This window comes from Rhizorhabdus phycosphaerae (genome assembly GCF_011044255.1).
GTDB classification, from domain to species: Bacteria; Pseudomonadota; Alphaproteobacteria; order Sphingomonadales; family Sphingomonadaceae; genus Rhizorhabdus; species Rhizorhabdus phycosphaerae.
Map to the genome: position 1 here is coordinate 3823816 of NZ_CP049107.1, position 24729 is coordinate 3848544.

Below are 24729 nucleotides of genomic sequence, written 5' to 3' on the forward strand. Positions count from 1 at the left end.
ATGGCCGAAAAAGACAAGGGATCTGCGGCACGGTTGCGGCGCGAGGCTGCGAAGGCCCGGCTGCTCGCTCACAATGCGGACGAGCGGGACGAGGCCGCGCGGCTGCTCGATATGGCGGCGATGCTTGAGCGTGAGGCTGTGGCGATCGAGGCTGCACTCCAGGGACGCAGCTGAGCGCGACGTTCCGAGTCATCCAACCAGATGTTGTATCTTTGCCCGTACGCGCCGGTCGTAAAACCGGTCCAGCATCAGCGCGACCCCACATAATGTCAGGACGGTCGCGATTCCCAGCCAGGGAGCCATGGGCTCGGGTTTGGCCCCGAAGAACACAATTCCGCGCGTGATGATCGAGATCAGCGGCGCGTGAATGACATAGAGCGGATAGGACATCGCACCCAGCGCCTGGGCGAAGCGGCCGAGCTTCGGCTGCCGTTCCGCCACCAGCCACAGGATCGTCGGGAAGACCAGGAAGACGGTCGCTAAGTCCGCAAGGGCCCCGCCGGGCAGGCTTCTCAACCATAGGGCCGCCCCGGCACCGGCGACGGCGAGCCAGGGCAGCCAGCCCGGACTGTGACTTGGCGGTCGATGGCGTTGGATCAGCACCCCCAGGAAGAAGGAATAGCCGACCCGGGGAAAGCCGCCGACGATGCTCGACCAGGATTCGCCGGCGCCGGGATCGCCATAGGCGACCATCCCGGCCGCGCTGCTCACAACGATCAGGACCAGCATTGGCTTGGTCAGCCGACGCCAGAGCAGTGCGAGCGCCAGGTTGGCGGTCAGTTCGAAGAAGAGCGACCAGGCGGGGAAGTTGAGCGGAAAGAGGCTGTCGTCGGCGGTCCAGGTCGGAGAGGGGAGCATCAGCGCCCCGGTCAGGACGGCAACGGCGAATTGCCCTGCCGACAGGTCGCCGCGCTTCAGCACCAGCGCCGCGAGCGCGCTGACGACACCCAGCGCGAGCCCGATGAGATAGAGCGGGTAGAGTCGCAGGAAGCGGGCCTTCATGAAGGCCGCTACGGTCAATCCTTCGCGAAAGCGCGGCTCGTAGACGGCTGAAAGCACATAGCCACTGATCAGAAAGAACAGGTCCACCGCGAGCCAGAAGCGCGGGATGTACTGCAGGTCGAAAAAGGTCGCCGCGTGGCCGAGCAGGACGAACAGTGCGGCGACCCCACGAAGCGCGTCGATCGTCTGCAATCGCCCCATGGCCCGGACTTGCACCGGACGCCGGGAGCGGTCAACTAGGCCGGCACAGGGATCGATGCCGGAAAGGGAGGACGATGCGCTGGAGTCATGGCCTTGCGCTGCTGGCCGCGTCCTGTCTCCCGTTATCCGCTGCGCAAGCGGCCGGGGCTATTCTGGCCATGACCCAGCCAGCCGAAAGTCGCGTCTTTCAGCGCCTGTCCACCTCCGGCGGGACCTTTGGCAAGGGAGAGGGAACGGTCCCGGTCGAGGTCGACCTGTCTACCGCCGGACCGCTCTATGCCCGTACGCGGGCGCTGGACGGTCGCTCGATCTTGCAGCCCGGCTGGCAGGCGATTTCCCTGGCCGGTGCCGGGCATTCGACGGTCCGCATCGCGGGGGTCGCGGCCCGGCGTGGCGGCTTCTTTCTCGATCTGGCGACCGCGCCGGAGGGGCCGTGGGTCGAGGGAAAGACCCCCTTCTACATGGGCGCGATCTTCGTCCAGGCACCGTCCCAGTCGCTGGGCGTGCTGATGACCCGCCGCGCGCCGGGCGACAAAACGCTGGCAGATCTCGGCATCCGCCCGGCGTCCGACCTTTTCGTCTGGGCAACGAGCAACGACCGGGCTCTCGCGCAGCACCCGGGGCGCTGGGCGCGCGTGTCGGACGACGGCCCCTATGGTTCGGCGTTCGCGGCCACCTTCCTCGAGGAACAGGCGCAGCGTCTCGGCGTCTCGACCGCGCTTGTCGGTCACGCGACGGGGGCAACGTCGATCGCTGTTTTCCTGGCCCCGGATGCAAGCGAATATTCCCGCTGGATCGCGTCGCTCGATCAGACAGGCGGGTTCGAGGCGGCTGTCGGCATCATCGGTCATACCGACGCCGCGACGCACATGTCGGGGGCACGCTTCGCCTTGTCCTTGCGCGCGGCGCGATCGATCATGGCGCGGCACAATCCGGCGTTCGGCGACCGGTTCGACCTGGCCATCGCCACCGTGCCGAACATCACCGCCACGATCTGGGGAAAAGCCGAGGACTGGCAGCGGATACGTCGTGCCGGCTTTGAAGCGGCGCGGGCGATGGGAGCGCATTATGTGCAGCCCAATGACCTCGAACTGGTCGATGGCGTCCACCCGTCCAATGCGGGCGCGCGGACGCTGGCGATGCACTTCGCGCGCGCCTTCGCCGGAGCGGATGAAAGCGGCGATGCTGCGCGCCTCGGGGCCGCCGGGCACGCCGACGGTGAGGCTGTCGGGCTGGCGCAGGGAGCAGGCTTTGCCTCCCTTGCCGGGGCGCAGGCGCTGGCCGGTGGCCCGGCCTTCGTCTCGCCGGACGTCCAGCCGCCGGGCGGCGAATGGTCTTGGACCCTGCGCTTCCTGATCAGGAAGGGCGCTGTAGCCGATCGGGGCATATTGGTGGGTGCTGCCGGGCGGGGCTATCTCTATGTCGAAACCGACGGCCGATTGCGCAGCGGCGGCGAACTGCCTCCGCTTGCGACCGCGCGCAAGGTCAGCGACGGCCAATGGCATGTCGCGCGGCTGAGTGCGGGGACCGGGGGGATCGACCTGTTCGTTGATGATACCCTTGTCGGGCATAGCGATGCGACGGCGCCTGCCGGCTATGGGCGCCCTGCATGGATCGGCGCCTTCGGGGCGCCCGACGCCTACAGGCTGCCGGTCGCGGTCGACTGGATCGAGTTCGGCTATTGGGGCGCCTCGACGCGCTACGACTTCAACGGAACCGCCGAGCCCAGCGCGCCATAATCCCGGCTATCGCGATCAGCCCTGGTCGGCAAGTTCGAGGATGATTGCGCGGACCATTTCGACGTGGTCGAGTGCAGCGCGGTCCGCCGCCTCGGGGTCTCCACTCGTGACGGCGGCGGCGATCGCGCGATAGTCGGCAAGGCGGATGCCCTGCAGGCGGGGCGAGGGATATTGCGCGTGGATGATATGCATCGCGATGGCGGGAAACAGCCGCTGCAGTTCGCGGTTGCCACCGATCGCCAGCAGGCAGCGATAGAAGCCGCGGCGCGCCCGGCTGAACGCGGCGGCTTCGCCAGAAGCTGCGGCTTCGGCCACGTCCTCCACAGCGGCTTCCAGGCCGGCGGCGGCGGTGGTGTCGTAAGCCTGCGCGGCTGCGCGGGCGGCGAGGCGGGTCATGGCGGAAGCGACTTCGAGCACCTCGAGGCATTCGGCCAGGTCGAGCAGCCTGATCGCGGGCGAACGATTGGGGCTCAGGTCGACGATTCCGCGCACGGCAAGATGTTGCATTGCCTCGCGCACCGCATTGCGGCCGACCTCGTAGCGCTGCGCCAGATCGGTCTCGACGAGCCGTTGGCCCGGCACCATTCGCCCGCGTTCGAGCTCCTGCATGATGCCCAGATAGACCTTGCGGGCGGCGCCCGAGGGTTCGGGTCCGGACCAGTGCCGCGCGGGCGCCTTGGAAGAAAGATAAGCCATCACCATTGATTGTTCCACAATCCTGTTCCATAGTCGAATGAAATCGAGAGGAGTCGGACGGTGGGCGCGAGCGATCTGTTGCAACTGAAGGGCAAGACGGCCTTCGTCACGGGCGCCTCTGGCGGTCTCGGCGCGCACTTCGCCGAAACCCTGGCCGAGGCGGGAGCAAAAGTGATTCTGGGCGCGCGCCGGGAATCGGCTCTGGCCGATGTCGCCGCGCGGATCCGGGGCGCCGGCGGCCGCTGCGACACCGTCGCGCTCGACGTCGCCGATGCGGCGAGCATTGCCAGCATCGATCCGCTGCTCGCCGAGGTCGACATCTTCGTGAACAACGCTGGCATCGCGATCGACAAGCCCTTCCTCGAACAGAGCGAAGCGGACTGGGACCGCACGCTCGACACGAACAGCAAGGGCATGTTTCTTCTGACGCAGGCGGCGGCGCGTGCGATGCGGGCCCGTGGCGTGGGCGGCTCGATCATCAATATCGCTTCGATCCTGGGGCTGCGGCAGGGCATGCACCTGTCGGCTTACGCCGCCTCGAAGGCCGCCGTCGTGCAGCTGACCAAGTCGGCCGCGCTCGAACTGGCGCGCTTCGGCATCCGGGTGAACTGCATCTGTCCCGGCTATATCGAAACCGACATCAACCGGTCGCTCTGGTCGACCGAAGCCGGACAAGCGATGATCCGGCGGGTTCCCCAGCGTCGACTGGGCCTTGCGTCCGATCTCGACGGGCCGCTTCTGCTGCTCGCGTCGGATGCCTCATCTTACATGACCGGTTCGGTCATCGTGGCCGATGGCGGTCACACAGTCAGCGGCCTTTGAAGGAGATCTGAAGATGACGGAACGCGCACAGGCGATCGCGGCGAAGGTCGAGGCCTTCGTTCGCGAGCAGATCATTCCCTATGAAAAGGACCCGCGCTCGACCGCTCATGGGCCCACCGAGGAGTTGGTCCTCGAGATGCGCGAGAAGGCGCGTGCCGCCGGGCTGATGACGCCCCATATCCTGCCCGATGGATCGCATCTCACCCAGCGCGAGACGGCGATCGTCCTGATCAAGTCGGGTCTGTCGCCACTGGGTCCCGTCGCGCTCAACACCATGGCCCCCGATGAAGGCAATATGTACCTGATCGGCAAGATCGGATCGCCCGACCTCAAGAAACGCTTCCTGGAAAAGCTGGTGTCCGGCGACGCGCGCTCGGCCTTCTTCATGACCGAGCCTGCCTCCGAGGGCGGCGCGGGGTCGGATCCTTCGATGATGCGGACGACCTGCCATCTCGACGGCAACCATTGGGTGATCAACGGCCGCAAGGCGTTCATCACCGGGGCCGAAGGCGCGAAGGTCGGCATCGTCATGGCGAAGTCCGAGGACGGCGCCTGCATGTTCCTGGTCGATCTGCCCGACCCCGCGATCAAGCTCGATCGCATCCTCGACACGATCGACAATTCGATGCCGGGCGGCCACGCCGTCGTGACGATCGACAATCTGCGGGTGCCGGCCGACCAGATGCTGGGCGCGAGCGGCGAGGGCTTCAAATATGCCCAGATCCGGCTCAGCCCGGCGCGCCTGTCGCATTGCATGCGCTGGCTGGGCGGCACCATTCGCGCGCAGGAAATCGCGGTCGATTATGCCTGCCGCCGCGAAGCCTTCGGCAAGAAGCTGATCGACCATGAGGGCGTCGGCTTCATGCTCGCCGAGAACATGATCGAGCTGCGTCAGTGCGAACTGATTATCGACTGGTGCGCCAGCGTTCTGGACGAAGGCTCGCTCGGCACGACCGAAAGCTCGATGGCCAAGGTCGCCGTGTCCGAGGCGCTCTACCGTATCGCCGACCGCTGCGTGCAGGTGATGGGCGGCACCGGCGTTTCGGGCGACACCATCGTCGAGCAGATCTTCCGCGAGCTTCGCGCCTTCCGCATCTACGACGGCCCGACCGAAGTTCACAAATGGTCGCTGGCCAAGAAGCTGAAGCGCGACCATGCGAAGGCGAACCAGGCATGACGGGCGCGACGGGGCAGGACGAAAATAGCGGCACCACGCCGGTCCGCGAAGGCTTCCGCTTCGACGAAGCGGCCCTCGCGCGCTGGATGGCCGAGCATGTGCCCGGCTATTCCGGGCCGCTGACGGTCGAGCAGTTCAAGGGCGGGCAATCCAACCCGACGTACAAGCTGGTGACGCCGGGCAAGTCCTATGTGCTCCGTCGCAAGCCACCGGGTCAGCTGCTCAAGGGCGCGCATGCCGTGGAACGCGAGGCGAAGGTGCTCAGCGGGCTGGCGAAGGGGGGCTTCCCCGTTGCCCATGTCCACGCGCTGTGCACCGACGACGACGTCATCGGCACCTGGTTCTACGTCATGGACATGGTGGAAGGTCGTATCTTCTGGGACGCGACCATTCCCGAAGTGTCGCGGGACGAGCGGCCGGCCTATTTCGACGCGATGAACGCGACGATGGCCGCGCTCCACAATGTCGACTACGCCGCCGTCGGCCTGGCCGATTATGGCAAGCCGGGCAATTATTTCGAGCGGCAGATCGGCCGCTGGTCGAAGCAATATGTCGAGGATGTCGATGCCGGGCGCGACCCGGACATGGATCGGCTGATCGAATGGCTGCCGGCGCATATCCCCGCCGGCGACGACATCGCGATCGTCCATGGCGACTTCCGCATCGACAATATGATCTTCCACCCGACCGAGCCGCGCGTCCTGGCGGTGCTCGACTGGGAATTGTCGACGCTGGGCCATCCGCTGGCCGACTTCTCGTACCACGCGATGATGTACCACATGCCGCCGCATATCGTGGCCGGGCTTGCCGGAGCCGATCTCGCCGCGCTCAACATCCCGAGCGAGGCGGAGTATATCGCGGCCTATTGCGCTCGCACCGGGCGCGAGGGCATCGCCGACTATCGCTTCTATACGGCGTTCAACTTCTTCCGGCTGGCGGCGATCTTCCACGGGATCAAGGGACGCGTCATCCGCGGCACGGCGGCTTCGGCCAAGGCGGCGGAACGGGCGCGGATGTTCCCTGAGCTGGCGAGGATCGCGCGCGTCCAGATCGACTGAGCGCGCGGGTCAGTAGTCGACGAGCTTCTTGTCGGGATCATAGGGCTGGTCGGGCGCCTCGCGCACGACCGCCTGCCCGCACACCATGCTCTGTCGCCCGGCATCATAGGCATAGCTGGGCGAGCCATGCAACGACCAGCCTTCGGAAAGCGCCTTGGTCACCTTGTGGCAGAAGCTGGCGTCGTCGACGCCGGTCAGGAATCGGTAGATCAGCATAACCGCCTTCTAGGACAGGATGCGCTGCAGGCAAGCCATTCGCCTCCGAGACCGGCTCCTGTCTGCGCCGGAAAAACGGGGTGGTTTCGGGTCGATTACGGAAAAACACCTATACTGCCGGCTGAGGCACCCTCCTACGCTTTCCTCAACAAGGGGAAGACAGGGGCGGGACATGGATGGTGGAACGGGGAGCGGCAGGGTCTGGAAGGATGGCGCGCTGGCAGCCGGCGTCTACTTCCTGCTCGCCGGCGCCACGATCCATCTGGCCAGTTATGGCTTGGAAGTCGCGCTCGTCTGGCCAGCCAACGCCTTCCTCGTCGCCCTTATGCTGCTGCGTCCGCGGCGCAATTGGCCGATCATCCTCGGCGCCGGTTTCCTCGCCAATGCGGCAGCCAATCTCGTCACCCGGGGCGATGTTCAAGCCCCGATCCTGTTCGGTCTGTCGAACCTGGCGGAAGTCGTCATCGTCGCGCTGGCGCTTACCCCGGGTGGTGCCTTGCGCGCGACCGACGATCCGAAGATCGTGTTGCGCTTCGCGCTCTGGGCAGGCCTGATTGCCCCGGCCGTGAGTGCGGTCACCGGCGGCGGAACGGCAGCCTTGATCTATGGGCAGCCCTTCGTCCTGGCGTGGCGCACCTGGTTTATCGCCGACGCCCTGGGCCTGCTGATCTGCATGCCTTTCTTTCACGCGCTGCTGTCGGGCGAGTTCAGGCGATATGCCGCGACGCTTGCCGGCCCGCGACGGGTCGAAGCAGCGCTCCTGCTCGGCGCCACCGCCGGGCTGACGGCGCTGATCTTCTGGGGCGGCTCCATTCCCGTGCTGTTCCTGATCGAACTGCCCGTGCTGGTCGCCACATTTCGGCTCGGCATGTCGGGCGTGAAGCTGATCGTGCTGCTGGTCGCGCTGATCGGCACGGCAGCCACGACAGCGGGTCACGGTCCGATCGTGGCGATGAGCCCGGACCCGGCGGTCCGCGCGGCGGTTCTCCAATCCTTGCTGGCCGTCATCATGCTGACCGGCATGCCGGTTGCCGCTGCACTCCAGGCACGGCGGCACCTCACCGCGCGGCTGACCATGAGCGAGAGATCGGTCCGCCTGCTAGCCGCGCAGGCTGCGGTGCTCCTTCTCCATTTCGATCGCGAGGGGGTGTGCCGCAATGCCATCGGCGCGGCCGAAGCTCTGCTGGATACCCCGGCTGCGGCGTTGATCGGTCGCCCGGCCCGATGCATCCATCCGGGCGGCGGTACGCTGCTGCAATCGGCAATCGACCAGGCCGAGACGTCCGAGCGGGCCTGCATTCTCGAATTTTCCGGTCGCCATCCGGCGATGTGGATCGAGGCGACCATCAGTCCGACACGTGACGAGGAGGGGGCTTTTGCAGGGACCGTCGTGGCGCTTCACGACATCAGTCTCCATCGAGATCGGGCGCAGGCGATGGCGAAGATCGCGGAAACGGATGGTCTGACCGGTCTGCTGAACCGGACCGGATTCATGGATCGACTGGACGAGCTGGTGGCAAACGGAGGAGATGCTCCCTTTGCTCTGGCGCTGGTCGATGTGGATCATTTCAAGGGCGTCAACGACGCGCATGGCCACCTCGTGGGCGACCGGGTGCTGCGGGAGCTCGGCAGGGCGATCGCGGCGGAGGGCGCGCATGGCTGCATCGGCGCGCGTCTCGGCGGGGACGAGTTCGTTCTGCTCTTTCCCGGCCAGTCGGCGACACAGGCGGCGGTGGCGTGCGGGCGCGTCGCGCAGCGGCTGCGGGTCGCACTGGTCGACATCGGGGAAGAGGCGGCGGTCAGCCCCTCGATCAGCTGCGGCGTCGCGGCACGCCTTGCCGGTCAGCGGGCGGGTAGCATCATGCTTGATGCCGATCGCGCCCTTTATGCCGCCAAGGCCGATGGCAGGAACTGCGTCAGGGTCGCGGACGCCCGGCGGGAGGAGGTGCTGCCGACGGCGGCATGATGGCTGCTCGGCCTATTTGGAGGTGAGCGTCCACACGCCGTCCCAGTCAGCCTTGGGCGGCGTCCGTAGAAAGGCTCGGCAGCGCTCGACATACATCGCCGATGGCCCGTCTCCGGGCAGAGCTTCGAGGGCCTTGAGAAACGCCTGCTCGGCGTCGCCCCAGGCCATCGCGCGGTAGGCGGCAAGACCCACGGCATAATGTTCGAGCATGGACCCGAGGCCGCGATCCAACTCCCCCGCGCGATAACCCAGCGATTCATGGACCCCGACGGGGAAGTCCTTGCCCTTCACGCGGATCAGGTCGATCTCGCGCACCAGCTGCGGATCGGCGAGCCGCGCATGGGTGAACTCGGAAAAGAGGATCTTCGATCCATAAGCCTTGTTCGCGCCCTCCAGACGGGACGCGAGGTTCACGCTGTCGCCGATCACGGTATATTCCATACGCTTGATCGAGCCGATATTCCCGACGATCACGTCGCCCGTGCTGATGCCCAGGCCGATGTCGATCGGCGGCTCGCCCATGGCCGTCCGGCGATGATTCAGCGCGGCAAGCTCGACGAGCATCTGGTTGGCGGCGGCGACGGCATTGTCCGCATCGTTGGCACCGGCGAAGGGCGCGCCGAACAGCGCCATGATCGCGTCGCCGATATATTTGTCGAGTATGCCCTTATGGGCGAAAATCACGTCGACCATCTCGGTGAAATAGCTGTTGAGCATCGTCACCGTCTCGCGCGCCCCAATCCGCTCGGCGATGGTGGTAAAGCCGCGCACGTCCGAAAAGAGGATCGAGACGGTCTGGTCCTTGCCCGACAATTCGCTCTCGCCGGCTTCGAGCAGCTGGTCCGCGACCTCCTTCGACATATAGCGCGCCATCGTCGAGCGGACGCGCTTCTCGGTGGTAATGTCCTCCATGACGAGCATCGAGCCGATCACCGCTTCATTGGCGTCGACCAGCGGCGCGGCGGTAAGGTTTATCGACGAGGAGCGGCCATCTGCGCCGACGAGCTCCGCATCGACCGCCAGATAGGCTTCGCGATCGCGGTCGGTTCGCTCCAGCCGCTCGGCGATCCAGGCGTTGCTTCCCGCGAAGGCGGTGCGTGCCGGCACGCCGATCAGCCCGTCGGGGGCTCCGAGCAACTGGCGGGCCGCCTCGTTGCTGGTGACGATCCGCCCCTCGTCGTCGAAGGTGATGACCGCGTTCGACGTGCTCTTGAGGATGCTCTCATTGTAGTTCTTCATATAGAGCACGTCGTCGAACAGCCGCGCATTCTCCAGGCACACGGCGATCTGGGCCGAAAAGGCCCGCAGGCGCGCTTCGTCCTTGGCGGTGAAGGCCGCCGCATCGCGCTTGTTCAATATCTGGGTGACCCCGATCCGCCCGCCATGCTTGTCGAAGATCGGCTGGCACAGGATCGAGCGGGTGACGAAGCCGGTGGCCTTGTCGACATCCGGGTTGAACCGGGGGTCGGCATAGGGGTTGGCGATATTCTCGGCCATGCCGCTGCTGAACACCGCGCCTGCTATGCCCCGGTTTGCCGGGATACGGATCTCGCGCACATGGTCGCCCTCGGCGAACAGCGAAAAAAGCTCGTCGGTTTTCTTGTCGTAGACGAACAGGGTCGAGCGCTCCGCGTTGAGAAGCTCGGCGGTCGTCCGCATGATGCGGGCGATGAGGATTTCGAGCTTCAATTCGCCAGCGAGGTCGTTGCTGACCTCAAGGATGAGCTGCTCTTCGCGCAGCGCCTCGACCATGTGCTGGAAGCCGCGAAAGATGTCGGCATATTCGTCGGTCGAGACCACCTGCAGCCGGACCCGTTCGAGGTCGCCACGTTCGACCATGCGCATCTCGTCGATCAGCCGGCTGGCCGAACGGGACACCTCGCGCGCCGTCAGCAGCGCCATCATCACCCCGCCGAGCATGCAGATGCACACCACGCCGACGATCCAGATGTAGAGCGGCATCATCATCGCAGGCGTGGGGTCGATGCCCTCGAGCACGAACATCCGCTGAACCTTGAAGATGATCGAAGCCGCGAAGAACACCAGCGGCAGCGCGGCGACGAAGACCGTCAGGTAGAGGAGCTTGCTCTTGAGGCGGATCGAAATAAGGCGGCTCTGATGCTCTGGCGGCAAACCGCCTTCGAGAACCTCGGACAGGCGCACGATGGTCGGGACAACGGCCCGGCTGACGCCGAAATATTCGAAGATCGCGTGGGTCGGCGAGGCGAAGAACAGCGTGGTCGCCGCGAAGACCGTGATCTGCCACGTCTCATAGCCCGCATCGACGATCAGATTGGCGGCCGGCAGGACAATGCAGACCATCACGGTCACCAGCGGGCCATGGAGAAAGGTCACCCGCATGAAAGAGTAGAAGGGCAGGTTGAGCGCCCGGACGACCGCCGCTGCGGTCACGTCGCGGGGCGGGGCCCTGCCCTGGTCGAGATACTTCAGTGCTGCGTCGATCGGCCGGTAATGGCGCACGATCAGATAGACGTCGGACAGATTGTAGATCGCGACGACGATGGGCATCATCGCGATCATGATCAGCCATTGGTCGAGGCTGAACTCGAGCCCGAACAGGACCAGGGCGAGCGTGATGACGATCGCCGCGGCGCAGCCACCCTGGTAAAGCCACACGAGCCGCCAGAACAGCGCGCGCGCCGAAGGTCGCGAGGGTGCCGCGCCGTCGACCTGAGCGATGGGCTTCATCTCGGTCATGATGACGATGCGGCTCCGCGCCTCAACATCCCCTGCCAATCTCCCGCCTGTCGACGCCATGCCCGAAGCGGACCGCGCTTTCCGCTGCGGTTTGCAGCCCAGTTCCGGCACTTGTCCAGAAAAGTCTGCATTCGGCCGACCCGCCAATGCATAATCTGCGCGAATGGACGGTGACGCAGTGACGGGCGACACATGTCTTTCGCGCTGCTCGCCGGAGGCTGGCAGCGGCGCGCCGGGCGTCGTCAATCTTTCGTAAACCCTGTTTCTTAGGCGATCGTCCAGCCTTGGCGCGTAAAGCTTGCGGAGAAAATCACTGCCGGCCCGGTCGATCGACGGGGTCACCGCAATGAGGATGGGAACGCCATGGCTCGCACGTCTCAGCTCCAGCGCCCGACATGGGGATCTGCCGCCGCTTTCGTCCTGGCGACCGGCCTGTTTGCCGTCGGCGCCCAGGCGATGGTCCCCGTTTACCGGCCGGTGATCACGGCGGAGCGACCGATCCGTCCGGTTGCGGCCGAGGCGGACGGGGCAGGGCGTCTTCTGTGCGTGGCGCCGGGCTCCACCGATGTGATCGTCGACATGATCGGCTGGGTGGTCGGCGGGTCCGACACCGTCGTCACCGAAGGCAGCCTGGCGCTGGCCGGGGAGTCGGGGCTCGATCCGCGCAGCTGCTTCTTCCAGCGCGAGAATGCCGATGGCAGCGTCCGCGACCTCGCCCGCATCCGCCGCATCCATGCCCCCTGGCGGGGCGGCCAGCGCGACGACGAGGAAGCCGACTATTCGGTCGTGAAGCTCGACCGCGTAATTGGCGTTCAGCCGGTGGCGTTCGGTAGCGCCCCCGCCGCCCGGGCCGTCGCCGCCGGACCTGCTTTGCACCGCTGAGCTGGGGCGGAGCCCGCAAAGCGCCGCGACACCGGCTCATCGGCTATCGGCCGGCCTCTTCCCAAATCCTCCTTTCGCTGCCAACGCAGGCGGAAGGCAGCGACGCCCGTCGGCCATCCTGCCGGACGAGGCGCCGAGCATGACCAGCATCTCTCCGATCGCCCAGCAGGGCTTCACGCGTATTGCCTGCATGGGCGATGCCGAGGATGTCGAGCGCCCGATCGCGCAGGAAACGCCCATCGCGATCGAATATCAGGGGCTGGGCTATGCCGTGCTGATGGCGACTCCGGCCGACCTCGACGATCTCGCGGTCGGGTTCAGTCTCGCCGAGCGGCTGGTGGACCGACCGGAGCAGATCGTCGAGACCGGGTGCCACGTCGTCGACCGCGGCATCATCCTGCGCGTCGTCCTGGCAGACGAATGCGTGCCGCGCGTCGCCGATCGGGTGCGCCACCGCGTGGCCGAATCGTCCTGCGGCCTGTGCGGGATCGAGAATCTCGAACAGGCGCTGCGACCGCTGCCTCGGGTCGACGAGGCACCGGCACCGGCGAACGCATCGATCTTCGCGGCGCTGGCTGCGCTCGCCGATCACCAGCCGTTGAATCGGGCCACGGGCGGCGTCCACGCGGCGGCACTCTGCGATGCCGGCGGAGCAATCCGGCTCGTGCGGGAGGATGTGGGCCGGCATAATGCGCTGGACAAGCTCGTCGGGGCGATGGCGCGGAGCGCGCTGGCCTGGAATGGCGGCTTCGCGCTGGTGACGTCGCGCTGCTCGTTCGAGATGGTGGAGAAGGCGGTTCTGGCGGGGTGCCCGACCCTGGTCACCCTGTCCGCGCCGACCGGCCTCGCTGTCGATCGGGCGCGGGAGGCAGGGCTGCGGCTGGTCGTCCTTGCGCGCAGCGACGCGCTGCTCCTCGCCCGATGAGCCGGCTGCTCGGCGCGATCCTTGCCGGTGGCCTCTCCCGGCGCTTCGGGACGGACAAGGCCGTCGCGCTCTGGCGTGGCAGGCCCCTGATCGACCATGTTGTGGAGGCCCTGCGCCCCTGGGTCGACGCGGTGGCAATCTGCGGTCGGGCAGGCGGGGGCATCGGCGACGTCCACCTCGCGGACCGACCGGGTCCGCATATGGGGCCGTTGGGTGGGCTCTGTGCGGCGCTGCACCACGCCCGCGAGCAGGGATATGATGCGGTGATCAGCGTGGGATGCGACACGCCCGTGCTGCCCGACCGCCTTGTCGCAACCCTTATTGCCGCAGAGGGGGCGGCCTATCTGGAGGCGCTGCCCGTCATCGGTCGCTGGCCGGTCTCGCTGTCGGCGGAACTCGATCATTTTCTGGCCGAGGATCGCAAACATGCGGTGCGCCTATGGGCGGACGGCGTGGGGGCTCGACCCCTGGCCTGGGATGAACTGCCCAACGTCAACCGCCCGGCCGACCTGCAGGCGCTCGGGGCCGGTGAGGCCTGACGTCATCCACCTTTTGTAACTTGCGACCTTCTCCATGATTGTCGAACCTATGCCCAGGGCGACGCGGATCGCCCGCAGCGAGAGGATGAGCAGAGTTGGTGGAAGGTGGCATGCAGTACTGGCCCCTGCTGGTTTCGTCGATCATCGACCATGCCGAACGCGAGCATGGCAGCCGCGAGGTCGTCAGCCGGCTGGTCGAAGGGCCGATCCATCGCACCGACTATGCCTCTATCGCGCAAAGGGCGCGGCGGGTGGCAGCCGCCCTTGCGCGATTCGGCGTCGATCTGGGCGACCGCGTGGCGACGTTCGCCTGGAACACGCATCGGCATCTTGAGCTGTGGTACGGTATCGCAGGCGTCGGTGCGATATACCACACGATCAACCCGCGTCTGTCGGACGACCAGATCGCCTGGATCGTGAACGACGCCGACGACCGGATGCTGTTCGCCGATCTCAGCTTCGTGCCGCAGCTCGAACGCCTGCGCGACCGCTGCCTTCGGGGCCGCGCGGTGGTCCTGATGACCGACGCGGCGCACATGCCCGAAACGTCGCTCGATGCCCTGTGTTACGAGGATCTCATCGCGGGCGAGGATCCGGCCTTTCGCTGGGTCGAGGTGCCGGAGACGACGCCGGTGGGGCTTTGCTACACGTCGGGCACGACGGGTGCGCCAAAGGGGGTCATCTACACGCACCGGTCTAACGTGCTTCATTCGCTTACGGCGCATGGAGCGGACGTTCTCGGCTTTCGTGCGACGAGCTGCGTCCTGCCGGTCGTGCCGATGTTCCACGCCAATGCCTGGTCGATCGCCTTTTCCGCGCCGATGACGGGGGCGAAGCTGGTCATGCCGGGGCCGAGGCTCGACGGTGCCAGCCTGTGCGACCTGCTCGAGGAGGAGGGCGTGACCTGCACCGCCGGCGTGCCGACGGTATGGATCGGGCTGATCGACGAGCTGCGGAAACGGGGGCGGAAGCCTTCGGCGCTAGAGCGGGTCGTCGTCGGCGGAGCGGCCTGCCCGGCCTGGATGATCGAGGCGTTCGAGGCGGAGTTCGGGATCGAGGTGGTGCATGCCTGGGGCATGACCGAGATGAGCCCGATCGGATCGTTCGGCATGACCAAGCCTGGTATGGAGAGGCTGAGCGTCGAGGAACGGCGCGCGATGAAGCTCAAGCAGGGCGCCGGCTTCTACGGCGTCGCGATGCGTACCGTCGATGAGGAGGGCCGCGAACTGCCGCGCGACGGCCGCTCCGCCGGGCGGCTGATGGTCCGGGGCTGCTCGGTCGTGCGCGATTATTTCAAGCGGGCGGGGGGCGACGTGCTCGATGCCGAGGGCTGGTTCGACACCGGCGATCTCGCGACGATCGACGGCTATGGCTATATGCAGATTACCGACCGGACCAAGGACGTGATCAAGTCCGGCGGCGAATGGATTTCCTCGGTCGAGCTGGAGAATCAGGCGTCGGGCCATGAGGAGGTGGTCGAGGCTGCGGCGATCGGCATCGCCGACGAAAAATGGGGCGAACGGCCGCTCGTGGCCGCCGTTCGGAAATCGGGCAGCAGCCTCGATGCCGCAGATCTGCGCGCCTTTCTGGAGAGCCGCGTCGCGAAATGGTGGCTCCCCGAGCGGATCATCTTCGTCGAATCTCTGCCCCACACCGCCACGGGCAAGCTCGACAAGGTCGCCTTGCGGCGCCTCTTCGCCGAAGGAAAGCTCGGCACGGGGGATTGAAAGCAACCCTTTAGGACATGATATGTTGTAACGAGCGGTCAGACATGGCATGGCCGCCGCAGAGGTATGCTGTTGAATCACGCCAATCCGAGCCGCGACCTGTTCGACCGGCTGGCCATCGGCCTGTCGGCGATCTGTTTCGTGCACTGCGCGGCCAGCGTCATCCTGGTGACGATGCTCGCGGCTGCGGGCGGAGCTTTGCTTCACCCCGCCATTCACGAGGTGGGCCTGGTCCTGGCCATGGTCCTGGCGATCATCGGTTTGGGGCGGGGTTTCATGCAGCATCGTCGGCGTGGCCCGATGCTGCTGGGCACGCTCGGCATCGCGCAGATGGCAGCGGCGCTCAGTGTGCCCCACGGCCTGTGGGAGGCCGGCTTCACCATGGCCGGCGTCAGCTGCGTGGCGATCGCGCATCTCCTGAACCGCAAGGCCGCACCCCGAGACTTGTAGCGACGGGCGTCGCGGCTTACATGCCGTCGCATGGGAGCGGCGCATCATCACGAGCATCATGAAGGCGAATCGCTGGCCGAGGCGGCGCAGCGGGCTTTCGAGCGCGCAGGCGAGCAGTGGACCCCGATGCGCGCGCAAATCTTCGCGGCGCTGAGCAGCTCAGCCAAGCCGGCGTCCGCCTATGATCTCGCCGAAGCGGTGTCCAAGGTGACAGGCCGCCGGGTTGCCGCCAACAGCGTTTACCGGATCCTCGACGTGTTCGTGGCGGCGAACCTCGCCCGTCGAGTCGAGAGCGCCAACGCCTATATCGCCAACACCCATCCCGATTGCGAACATGACTGCATCTTTCTCGTTTGCGACAGCTGCGGGCAGGCAAGTCATGTCGACGATGACGGACTGACCGGCGCTGTGCGGCAGGCTGCAGAGAAAGCCGGTTTCACGCGGCTTCGCCCGGTTATCGAGGTGCGCGGCAGCTGTGCGACCTGTTCCGAAGGCGACGTCGCCTAAACTTCTGCCTCCCAACTGTCCGTCCCTTTGGACACTATGGCTAGGCACCCCGGCATAATCGGTCTAAGGCAAGGCGGATGAACGATCGGCCTGTAACACCGCTTCTCGACACCGTCTCGTCGCCCTCCGACCTTCGCCGGCTCAAGCATGCCGATCTGCGGCAGGTCGCCGACGAATTGCGCGAAGAGATGATCTCCGCCGTTTCGGTGACCGGAGGTCATCTTGGTGCGGGGCTCGGCGTGGTCGAGCTCACCGTGGCGCTCCACTATGTCTTCGACACGCCCAATGATGTCCTGATCTGGGACGTCGGCCATCAGGCCTATCCGCACAAGATTCTGACCGGCCGGCGCGACCGGATCCGGACGTTGCGCCAGGGCGGGGGCCTCTCCGGCTTCACCAAGCGCAGCGAGAGCGAATATGATCCGTTCGGCGCTGCACATAGCTCCACGTCGATCTCCGCCGCACTCGGTTTCGCCGTCGCGAACAAGCTGGCGGGTAAGCCGGGCCGAGCGATCGCGGTGATCGGCGACGGCGCCATGTCCGCCGGCATGGCCTATGAGGCGATGAACAACGCCCGGCAGGCGGGCAACCGGCTGATCGTCATCCTCAACGACAACGACATGTCGATCGCGCCCCCGGTCGGTGCGCTGTCGGCCTATCTCGCCAAGATCGTGTCCTCGCGCCCCTTCCTGTCGATGCGCGAGTTCGCCAAGCGGCTGGCGCAGCGCCTGCCGCGCCCGATCCACGAGTTCGCCAAGCGGTCCGAGGAATATGCGCGCGGCATGGCGACCGGCGGTACGCTGTTCGAGGAACTCGGCTTTTATTATGTCGGGCCGGTCGACGGCCACAATCTCGACCATCTGCTGCCGATCCTGGAAAATGTCCGCGACAGCGATCACGGTCCGATTCTGATCCATGTCGTGACCAAGAAGGGCAAGGGCTATGGGCCCGCCGAGGCGGCGGCCGACAAATATCACGGCGTGCAGAAGTTCGACGTGGTGTCTGGCGTGCAGGACAAGGCGCCCCCGGGTCCGCCCAGCTATACGGGCGTCTTCGCCGATGCGCTGGTCGCGGAGGCCAAACGCGACGACCGGATCTGCGCGATCACGGCGGCAATGCCTTCGGGCACCGGACTCGACAAGTTCGCCAAGGCCTTCCCCGACCGCATCTTCGACGTCGGGATCGCCGAGCAGCATGCGGTGACCTTCGCCGCCGGCCTCGCCGCGCAGGGCTTCCGGCCCTTTTGCGCGATCTATTCGACCTTCCTGCAGCGTGCCTATGATCAGATCGTCCATGACGTCGCGATCCAGAATCTGCCGGTGCGCTTCGCGATCGACCGGGCGGGCCTCGTCGGCGCCGATGGCGCGACTCATGCCGGCAGCTTCGACATCACCTATCTGGCGACCCTTCCGAACATGGTGGTGATGGCGGCGGCCGACGAAGCCGAATTGGTCCACATGGTCCACACCGCCGCGCTGCACGACAGCGGCCCGATCGCGCTGCGCTATCCGCGTGGCAACGGCACCGGTGTCGACATGCCGGCCGTTCCCGAGCGGCTGGAGATCGGCAAGGGCCGGATCGTCCGCGAGGGCAAGAAGGTGGCGATCCTGTCGCTCGGCACGCGCCTGGCGGATGCGATCACCGCCGCCGACCAGCTCGAAGCTCTCGGCCTGTCGACGACGGTCGCCGACCTGCGCTTCGCCAAGCCGCTCGATGAAGCACTCGTCCAGCGGCTGCTCACCACCCATGAGGTGGCGATCACGATCGAGGAAGGCGCGATCGGCGGCTTCGGTGCCCATATCCTGACGCTGGCCTCGGACATGGGCCTGATCGATGCCGGACTGAAGCTGCGCACCATGCGCCTGCCCGACATCTTCCAGGACCATGACAAGCCCGAGCGGCAATATGCCGAAGCGGGGTTGGATGCGGATTCGATCGTCGCGACGGTGTTGGCGGCGCTCCATCGCAACGCCAAGGGGCTGGAAGAAAGCGCCTGATTGGGGGCGGGCGGTAAGCGTCTTAGCAGGGAGAGCGGACTGTCGGTTAAAATCCGCTGCTAGACATTGCTCATCGACGATCAGTTGTCCGCCTTGACGGGATGAACACGAGAGCGTTTGTAGAGGAGAAGAAGCAGAGCTTCGACGCAATTGCCGGAATATTCTGCCTCGTGCGTTAACTGATGTGACTGGTTGCGATGTTAGACCATCGGTTGGTTTTGGGATGGGGCTGGGAAGTGCAGTCACTATCGGAAGGCGCCTTTAATGATTGGCGTTGCCGTAATCCTGAGGTTCGTGGCGCATGCCATCTTCCGGTTTTTTGGCGAGCGTTATCGAATGCCGCTTTCGCTTCATGTGGTAATCTGGTGGTTTATTTCCTTCGGACTATCGTGACGCTTTCCGTTCTCGTTGCTTCCGCTGGTTCATTGGCGAATGAGCCACTTGATAAGTTCATAAGCTTCGACGATCCCTACTACTGCAATCCCGGCAAAGATCTCGATGCACTCCTACGCGGCCTATTGCGATGGGAGGCCGATGGCGAAAGCTACAAAGGAACGCTGACGATCCCGCCAGTCCCCCGTGCCTTTCGGAAGCAGGTGCAGAACCCAAGCCTTGCGGTCGAGGGGAATAGGTATCTTGTAACAGTGCCGCTCAAAGGAACTTGGCAAGGGCTCCCTCTAAGGTCTCTGCTTGTTGTCCAATGGGTTGAGAGTGAGGGAGGCTTGTTTCTTCTCTTCGATGCTCCCGTTGAGGCCGTGCGTAATGCCGCCAACAGGGCCGGCTTCCGCATCCCGCTTACGGATAGCGAATATAGAGATGAAGGGGTTATGGGCGTTACCGTCGGAATAGAAGATCACGACGGGACCGGGGCGCTCTACTGCGTCGACGGCTAAGAAAGCTTCCCATCCCAAGTCCGCTGCTTAAGCCATCTGCCTAAAGCAGCCATTCATCAGCCCACCGTCTAAATATCGTCCGGAAGAACGAAGGCCCCATCGGCCGGCGCTTCGGCGATCTTCTCGATGCGGCCGCGCGATACCGCGACGAGAATGTGGCGGTTGCCGAATTCGACCACCGCAAGCCGACCGGTCGCGCCCATCGGGATCGCGTCGACGACCTTGAGGATCCGCTCCCTGTTGCCGATCGCCATGCCGGGCTGGAGCTTCCTCCACAGCCACAGCGAACCATAAGCCAGCCCGCCCACCAAGGGAACGAGCAGCAGCAACCGCAACAGGTAATCCGTCATCATTGTCGGCGTTCGATTCCCGTGAGCCGCGCGTCGGCGGCGACAACATCGACGACCCTTATCCCGAACTTTCCGTTCACTGTCACTACCTCGCCCTTCGCGACGAGGGTGCCGTTGACCATGATGTCGAGAAGCTCGTTCGCCTGGCGGTCGAGTTCGACGACGCTGCCCGCGTTGAGCTCCATCAGTTCGGCCAGACGCAGCGAGGTGCTGCCGACCTCGACCGACAGGCGCAGGGGAATGTCCGACAACAGGCGCAGATTGGCCGGCATCGACAGCTCGGCGCTCCCCGGAACGACGGGAACATCGGACATATCGCTCATCTCAGGGATTCCTTGTTGATGGTCTCGATCATCATCGCGGCGCGGCCATCCTGCTCGCCGATCGTGCCTTCGGCGAATCGCCGGTTGCCGACCAGCAGAGGGACCGTCTGCGACAGGTTGATGGGAATGACGTCGCCGGGCTTCAGCGCGAGCAGCTGGGCGACCGTGATTTCGGGGCGGGCAAGGACCGAGCGAACCGGCAGAGACACATTCTCCAGCGCGGAGAACAGCTTGCCCTGCCACTCTCCGTCGTCGGCTGCAGGGCCGGCCTGGGCGCGGGCGGCGATCTCGTCTTCGATCGGTTGCAGCATCGACAACGGGTAGAGGATTTCCACCCGGGTCGATTTCGCCAGTCCGGTCTTGATCGTGAAGCTCTGCACCACGACCGCCTCGTCCGAGCGCACCATGTTGACGAAGGCGGCGTTGGTCTCGTGAGTCGAATGCTCGAACTCGAGCGGATAGGTCTCGCTCCAGCTCTTCGTCAGCACATCGACGATGCCTGAGACGATCCGCTTGAGCAGGCGCTGCTCGGAGGGGGTGAACTCGACCGACTTGGTGGCGAGCCCGCTGCCGGTGCCGCCATAGAAGGCGTCGACCATGTTGGTTACGAAGCCGGGCTCCATCACCATCATCATCATCCCCTTTCCGGGGCGGATGCGGAACAGGGTCAGGCTCATATAGTCGGCCTGGTTGCGTTGCCATTCGTCGAAGCGACGCGTTTCCAGGGCATTGGCTTCGACGCGGCTGCGCGTCTGCGCGATCGGCTCGATCACGTCGCGCAGGCGGCGTGCGATCCGCTCGTTCATCCGTTCGAGATGCAGGAGATGGGCCGCCGGCCGGTCCTTGCGCTGGCCGAGCTTGTACGGCTCGATCTCGCGCATCTGGCTGACCTTGGGCGCGGGGGCGCCATCCTTCTGGTCGAAGGAGATGTCGCTGAGCTCGTCCATCAGCGCGGCGACCTCGTCACCGGAAAGACTGGATGCTGCGCGAGTCATCGAATCAGCGAAATCCCGAACGTTCGAAACCGGAGAAATCCGGCGGATTCGTCATACGGGAGAGGTGGTTAACGAAATGATGATGCAGCGACTACGGGTGTCCGCCGAGGGCACCAAACCCTCGGCAAAAGGGCGTCGTCAGCCCTGACTGGCGGTCTTCCGGACGAGCTTATAGGCATGCTCGTACCATTTGCTGCCCGGATAATTGGCGCCGAGCACGGCAGCCGTCCGCTCCGCCTCTGCCGGCACGCCAAGCTGCATATAGCTTTCGGTGAGCCGCATCAGCGCCTCGGGCGCATGGCTGGTCGTGTCATATTGATCGACGACACTGCGGAAGCGGATGACAGAAGCGAGCCAGTCACCGCGCCGCTGGTAGAAGCGGCCGATTTCCATTTCCTTGCCGGCCAGGTGATCCTTCACGAGGTCGACCTTCACCCGGGCGTCGGCGGCATAGCGCGAGTCGGGATAGCGGCGGATGAGTTCGTTCAGAGCGTCGAGGGCCTGCTGGGTCAGCTTCTGGTCGCGCGTGACGTCCTGGATCTGCTCATAATAGGCCATCGAGATCAGGTAGAGCGCATAAGGCGCATCGCGATTGCCGGGATGGATCGAAATGAAGCGCTGCGCCGAGGCGATCGCCGGCGTGTACTGCTTCGCCAGATAATAGGAGAAGGCGCTCATCAGTTGCGCACGGCGCGCCCAGACCGAATAAGGATGCTGGCGCTCGACTTCGTCGAACAGGGCCGCGGCCAGCTTGTACTGGTGCCGGTCGAGCCTTTCCTTCGCCGCGTTGTAGAGCGTGTCCACATCGCGGGCGACATATTTGGTGTCGCCTTTATTCTTGCCGGTGGCGCAGCCGGCCAACGGAATGAGGGAGGCGGCGGCTGCCAGCAGCGCGATCGGACGGAGGACTTTACGCAGCATAGGCTGGCTTCTTTAGGGGGCAATCGCAGCCGCCGCAATGGCCGCGACAAAGGAGGGCTGCAACGTCGCGCCGAGACGCTAAGAAGGGGCGATGTTGCGTGTCCTCACCCTGTCCAGCCTGTACCCCAGCGACGCGCGTCCGGGCTTCGGCGGCTTCGTCGAACGCCAGACGCTGGCGCTGGCGTCGCGGGCGGATGTCGAGGTGAAGGTCGTTGCGCCATTCGCGGTGCCACCTTTAGGGCTCGGACGCCGGATGTCCGCCTATCGCCCGCTGCTCGACTTGCCCGCGCGCGAGATCCGCGGGGGGATCGAAGTTCATCGACCCCGTTTTCCCACCATTCCGGGCGTGGGCGGGCGCATCAATCCCTGGAGCATGGGCCGGACGGTCGCCCCGCTGCTCGCCCGGATCCGGCGCGACTTCGCCTTCGATGTGATCGATGCCGAGTTTTTCTACCCCGACGGCCCTGCCGCAGTGGCGCTCGGGCGGCGATTCGGTGTTCCCGTGTCGATCAAGGCGCGGGGCAGCGACATCCATTTCTGGAGCCGGCAGAAGGGCTGTCGTGCCCAGATCGTCCGCGCCGGGCAGACGGCAGATGGCATGCTCGCCGTCTCGGCCGCGCTGCGCGACGACATGATCGCGCTCGGCCTGCCGGGCGAGCGGATTCGCGTTCACCACACGGGAGTCGACCAGAGCGTCTTCGCACCGATGCCCCGCGAAGTCGCGAAGGCTTCCCTGGGCGTCGAGGGACCGCTGGTGGTGAGCGTCGGCAACCTGATTCCGTTGAAGGGGCACCGAATCCTGATCGAGGCGATGCGATCGCTGCCCGAGGCCAGCTTGCTGATCGCGGGCTGGGGGCCGGAGTCCGACGCGCTGGAGCGCCAGATCGGCGACGCCGGGCTACGGGGACGCGTCAGGCTGCTGGGTGCCGTGCCGCATGCGGATCTGCCAGCACTGCTGGCCGCGGCGGACGTCATGGCGCTCCCGTCGGCATCGGAGGGCCTCGCCAATGTCTGGGTCGAGGCGCTCTCCTGCGGGACGCCAATCGTCATCACCGATGTCGGCGGGGCGCGGGACGTGGTGGGCCGGCCGGAAGCGGGACGGATCGTCGATCGGTCGCCCGAGGCCTTTGCCGCCGGCATTGCCGAGGTGCTGGCGCAGAAGCCCGATCAGGCCGTGGTCAGGGCGACGGCGGTGGGGTTCACATGGGAAAGGAACAGCGCGGCGCTGTTCGATCATCTCTCGGCGCTGGCTTCCACGCGCCGCTAAGCGTTCAGAGTGGCATCAGCGCCGCGACGATCCAGCGATCCTCGCCGCGCAGCACGTTCCAGGCGCGCGCGGCCGTGCGGCTGTCCATGACCTCGATCCCGAAACCGCGAGCCTCGATCTCGGCGACGAAGGCTGGGCTCGGGCGGACGATCGACGGTCCCGTTCCGAGCAGCAGGAATTCCGGGGGCGGGTTGGTATCGATCAGTTCCGCGACATGCGAAGCTCGCAGGTCGGCGATGGCCGGCGGCGACCAGTCGAGCGCATTGTCCGGTGTCAGCCACAGTCCGCCGGGCACGATCCGGTCCTGCACGCGGAAGGCGGTGCCGGAAAAGCCGCGTATCGTCGGCCCTCCCGGCGCTTCCTCGCGATCGAAGGTCACCATCGCCCGCGCCTCAGGGGCCGACGCGCTCGGCTTCGGGGCGGCCGGCCTCCGGCTTGGCGATGCGCAGCGGCTGGAGGCCGAGGCTGATCAGCAGCGAGGAGGAGACGTAGATCGACGAATAGGTGCCGACGACGACGCCCAGCAGCATCGCGGCCGCGAAGCCACGCAGCACATGGCCGCCGAACAGCAGCAGCGCGCCGAGCGCGAGGAAAACGGTGACTGAGGTCATCACGGTGCGCGGCAGCGTCTCGTTGACCGACAGGTCGATCAGCGCCTTCATGTCCATCTGCCGGAACTTGCGCATATTTTCGCGGATACGGTCGTCGATGACCATCTTGTCGTTGATCGAATAGCCGACGATCGTGAGCACCGCCGCGACGATGTTGAGGTCGAACTCGAGCTGGGTCACCGCGAAGAAGCCCAGCGTCATCAGCACGTCGTGGACGATCGCGACGAAGGTCGAGACGCCGAACTGCCATTCGTAGCGCAGCCAGGAAAAGACGGCGATGCCGAGCACGGCGAGCACGACGGCGAGCACGCCGTTCTGGATCAGTTCGCCCGAGACCTTGCCCGACACGGTGTCCGTGCGGGTGAAGACGACGCCCGGAAACTGCTTCTTGAGCGAGGCATCGACCTTGTTGACGACCGCGTTGGTCGCGCCGGGGTCGTTGCTGTCGGGCACCGGCAGGCGGATCGAGATCGTGCCCGGATCGCCGAACTGCTGCAGCGAGCTCGTGCCGACGCCAAGGGCGTCGATGTTGCTGCGGACGGCGTCGAGCGACGGCGGGGTGGCGAATTTGGCTTCGATCATCAGGCCGCCGACGAAATCGACGCCCATGTTGAGGCCGCGCGTTGCCGTCGCGCCGATGGCGGCGACGGTAAGCAGGGCGGTGATGATGAAGGCGACGACGCGGAGCCGGACAAATCCGATATTGGTATTGTCGGGAACCAGTTTCAGCAGGCGCATGGCACTGTT

General features: G+C 65.7%; 25 protein-coding genes. 15 read left to right on the forward strand and 10 right to left on the reverse strand.

Features of this window, described 5'->3' with window-relative positions:
* On the forward strand, positions 1–174 hold the full coding sequence (locus G6P88_RS17710) for a hypothetical protein (protein WP_165324366.1): 174 nt from the start codon (positions 1–3) through the stop codon (positions 172–174).
* A 15-nt stretch (positions 175–189) separates the two neighbouring features.
* Here G6P88_RS17710 and G6P88_RS17715 read toward each other — a convergent pair whose 3' ends face one another.
* On the reverse strand, positions 190–1203 hold the full coding sequence (locus G6P88_RS17715) for an acyltransferase family protein (protein WP_165324367.1): 1014 nt from the start codon (positions 1201–1203) through the stop codon (positions 190–192).
* Between the two features lie 158 nt (positions 1204–1361).
* On the opposite strand from G6P88_RS17715, the gene G6P88_RS17720 reads away from it, so the two are divergent.
* A complete protein-coding gene (locus G6P88_RS17720; protein ID WP_165324368.1) occupies positions 1362–2942 on the forward strand; it encodes a LamG domain-containing protein in 1581 nt (526 codons plus the stop codon).
* Between the two features lie 15 nt (positions 2943–2957).
* Here G6P88_RS17720 and G6P88_RS17725 read toward each other — a convergent pair whose 3' ends face one another.
* On the reverse strand, positions 2958–3638 hold the full coding sequence (locus G6P88_RS17725; RefSeq protein WP_165325278.1) for a GntR family transcriptional regulator: 681 nt from the start codon (positions 3636–3638) through the stop codon (positions 2958–2960).
* Between the two features lie 60 nt (positions 3639–3698).
* Here G6P88_RS17725 and G6P88_RS17730 point away from each other — a divergent pair, with 60 nt between their 5' ends.
* The 3 genes from G6P88_RS17730 to G6P88_RS17740 are packed head-to-tail and all read left to right on the forward strand — an operon-like array spanning position 3699 to position 6695.
* Positions 3699–4460, forward strand: a complete 762-nt coding sequence (locus G6P88_RS17730) for an SDR family NAD(P)-dependent oxidoreductase (protein WP_226946629.1) — start codon at positions 3699–3701, stop codon at positions 4458–4460.
* A 13-nt stretch (positions 4461–4473) separates the two neighbouring features.
* Positions 4474–5637 (forward strand): acyl-CoA dehydrogenase family protein, encoded by a 1164-nt coding sequence (locus tag G6P88_RS17735; RefSeq protein ID WP_165324369.1) that lies wholly within the window; start codon positions 4474–4476, stop codon positions 5635–5637.
* The gene (locus G6P88_RS17740) at positions 5634–6695 is read left to right on the forward strand and encodes a phosphotransferase (protein WP_165324370.1); all 1062 of its coding nucleotides are present in this window, start codon (positions 5634–5636) and stop codon (positions 6693–6695) included. The genes G6P88_RS17735 and G6P88_RS17740 overlap by 4 nt, the downstream gene beginning before the upstream one ends.
* Positions 6696–6704: 9 nt before the next feature.
* On the opposite strand, the gene G6P88_RS17745 is transcribed toward G6P88_RS17740, so the two are convergent.
* Complete coding sequence (locus G6P88_RS17745) at positions 6705–6911, reverse strand: DUF1737 domain-containing protein (RefSeq protein ID WP_165324371.1); 207 nt, start codon at positions 6909–6911, stop codon at positions 6705–6707.
* 172 nt (positions 6912–7083) lie between these two features.
* On the opposite strand from G6P88_RS17745, the gene G6P88_RS17750 reads away from it, so the two are divergent.
* Positions 7084–8877 (forward strand): sensor domain-containing diguanylate cyclase, encoded by a 1794-nt coding sequence (locus G6P88_RS17750; protein WP_165324372.1) that lies wholly within the window; start codon positions 7084–7086, stop codon positions 8875–8877.
* A gap of 12 nt (positions 8878–8889) precedes the next feature.
* Here the strand turns inward: G6P88_RS17750 and G6P88_RS17755 are convergent, their stop codons facing one another.
* Complete coding sequence (locus G6P88_RS17755) at positions 8890–11595, reverse strand: adenylate/guanylate cyclase domain-containing protein (RefSeq protein WP_165324373.1); 2706 nt, start codon at positions 11593–11595, stop codon at positions 8890–8892.
* Positions 11596–11958: 363 nt separating this feature from the next.
* Between G6P88_RS17755 and G6P88_RS17760 the strand changes: the two genes are divergently transcribed.
* From G6P88_RS17760 to G6P88_RS17795, 8 genes are all read left to right on the forward strand, one after another.
* Positions 11959–12477 (forward strand): hypothetical protein, encoded by a 519-nt coding sequence (locus tag G6P88_RS17760; RefSeq protein WP_165324374.1) that lies wholly within the window; start codon positions 11959–11961, stop codon positions 12475–12477.
* A 139-nt stretch (positions 12478–12616) separates the two neighbouring features.
* Entirely contained in the window at positions 12617–13402 is a 786-nt protein-coding gene (gene fdhD / locus G6P88_RS17765) for a formate dehydrogenase accessory sulfurtransferase FdhD (RefSeq protein WP_165324375.1), read from the forward strand.
* The gene (gene mobA, locus G6P88_RS17770; RefSeq protein WP_165324376.1) at positions 13399–13941 is read left to right on the forward strand and encodes a molybdenum cofactor guanylyltransferase; all 543 of its coding nucleotides are present in this window, start codon (positions 13399–13401) and stop codon (positions 13939–13941) included. The genes fdhD and mobA overlap by 4 nt, the downstream gene beginning before the upstream one ends.
* A 110-nt stretch (positions 13942–14051) precedes the next feature.
* Positions 14052–15668 carry a long-chain-fatty-acid--CoA ligase gene (locus G6P88_RS17775; RefSeq protein ID WP_206335812.1) on the forward strand — a complete coding sequence of 539 codons (1617 nt, stop codon included), beginning with the start codon at positions 14052–14054 and terminating at the stop codon, positions 15666–15668.
* A 66-nt stretch (positions 15669–15734) separates the two neighbouring features.
* The gene (locus G6P88_RS17780; protein ID WP_165324377.1) at positions 15735–16118 is read left to right on the forward strand and encodes a MerC domain-containing protein; all 384 of its coding nucleotides are present in this window, start codon (positions 15735–15737) and stop codon (positions 16116–16118) included.
* Between the two features lie 30 nt (positions 16119–16148).
* The gene (locus G6P88_RS17785) at positions 16149–16625 is read left to right on the forward strand and encodes a Fur family transcriptional regulator (RefSeq protein ID WP_165324378.1); all 477 of its coding nucleotides are present in this window, start codon (positions 16149–16151) and stop codon (positions 16623–16625) included.
* A gap of 77 nt (positions 16626–16702) precedes the next feature.
* Positions 16703–18622, forward strand: a complete 1920-nt coding sequence (dxs, locus tag G6P88_RS17790; RefSeq protein WP_165324379.1) for a 1-deoxy-D-xylulose-5-phosphate synthase — start codon at positions 16703–16705, stop codon at positions 18620–18622.
* Positions 18623–18858: 236 nt separating this feature from the next.
* Positions 18859–19515 (forward strand): hypothetical protein, encoded by a 657-nt coding sequence (locus G6P88_RS17795; protein ID WP_206335813.1) that lies wholly within the window; start codon positions 18859–18861, stop codon positions 19513–19515.
* A gap of 68 nt (positions 19516–19583) precedes the next feature.
* Here the strand turns inward: G6P88_RS17795 and G6P88_RS17800 are convergent, their stop codons facing one another.
* From G6P88_RS17800 to G6P88_RS17815, 4 genes are all read right to left on the reverse strand, one after another.
* Complete coding sequence (locus G6P88_RS17800; protein WP_165324381.1) at positions 19584–19868, reverse strand: flagellar biosynthetic protein FliO; 285 nt, start codon at positions 19866–19868, stop codon at positions 19584–19586.
* On the reverse strand, positions 19865–20188 hold the full coding sequence (gene fliN, locus G6P88_RS17805; RefSeq protein WP_165324382.1) for a flagellar motor switch protein FliN: 324 nt from the start codon (positions 20186–20188) through the stop codon (positions 19865–19867). Before fliN ends, G6P88_RS17800 begins: the two co-directional genes overlap by 4 nt.
* Positions 20185–21183, reverse strand: a complete 999-nt coding sequence (gene fliM / locus G6P88_RS17810; protein WP_165324383.1) for a flagellar motor switch protein FliM — start codon at positions 21181–21183, stop codon at positions 20185–20187. The genes fliN and fliM overlap by 4 nt, the downstream gene beginning before the upstream one ends.
* A 138-nt stretch (positions 21184–21321) precedes the next feature.
* The gene (locus G6P88_RS17815) at positions 21322–22104 is read right to left on the reverse strand and encodes an outer membrane protein assembly factor BamD (protein WP_165324384.1); all 783 of its coding nucleotides are present in this window, start codon (positions 22102–22104) and stop codon (positions 21322–21324) included.
* Positions 22105–22195: 91 nt separating this feature from the next.
* Between G6P88_RS17815 and G6P88_RS17820 the strand changes: the two genes are divergently transcribed.
* On the forward strand, positions 22196–23371 hold the full coding sequence (locus tag G6P88_RS17820) for a glycosyltransferase (protein WP_165324385.1): 1176 nt from the start codon (positions 22196–22198) through the stop codon (positions 23369–23371).
* A 4-nt stretch (positions 23372–23375) separates the two neighbouring features.
* On the opposite strand, the gene G6P88_RS17825 is transcribed toward G6P88_RS17820, so the two are convergent.
* Both G6P88_RS17825 and secF read right to left on the reverse strand, forming a co-directional pair.
* Complete coding sequence (locus G6P88_RS17825; protein WP_165324386.1) at positions 23376–23753, reverse strand: MTH938/NDUFAF3 family protein; 378 nt, start codon at positions 23751–23753, stop codon at positions 23376–23378.
* Between the two features lie 10 nt (positions 23754–23763).
* Entirely contained in the window at positions 23764–24720 is a 957-nt protein-coding gene (secF, locus tag G6P88_RS17830; RefSeq protein WP_165324387.1) for a protein translocase subunit SecF, read from the reverse strand.
* Positions 24721–24729 lie beyond the last annotated feature (9 nt).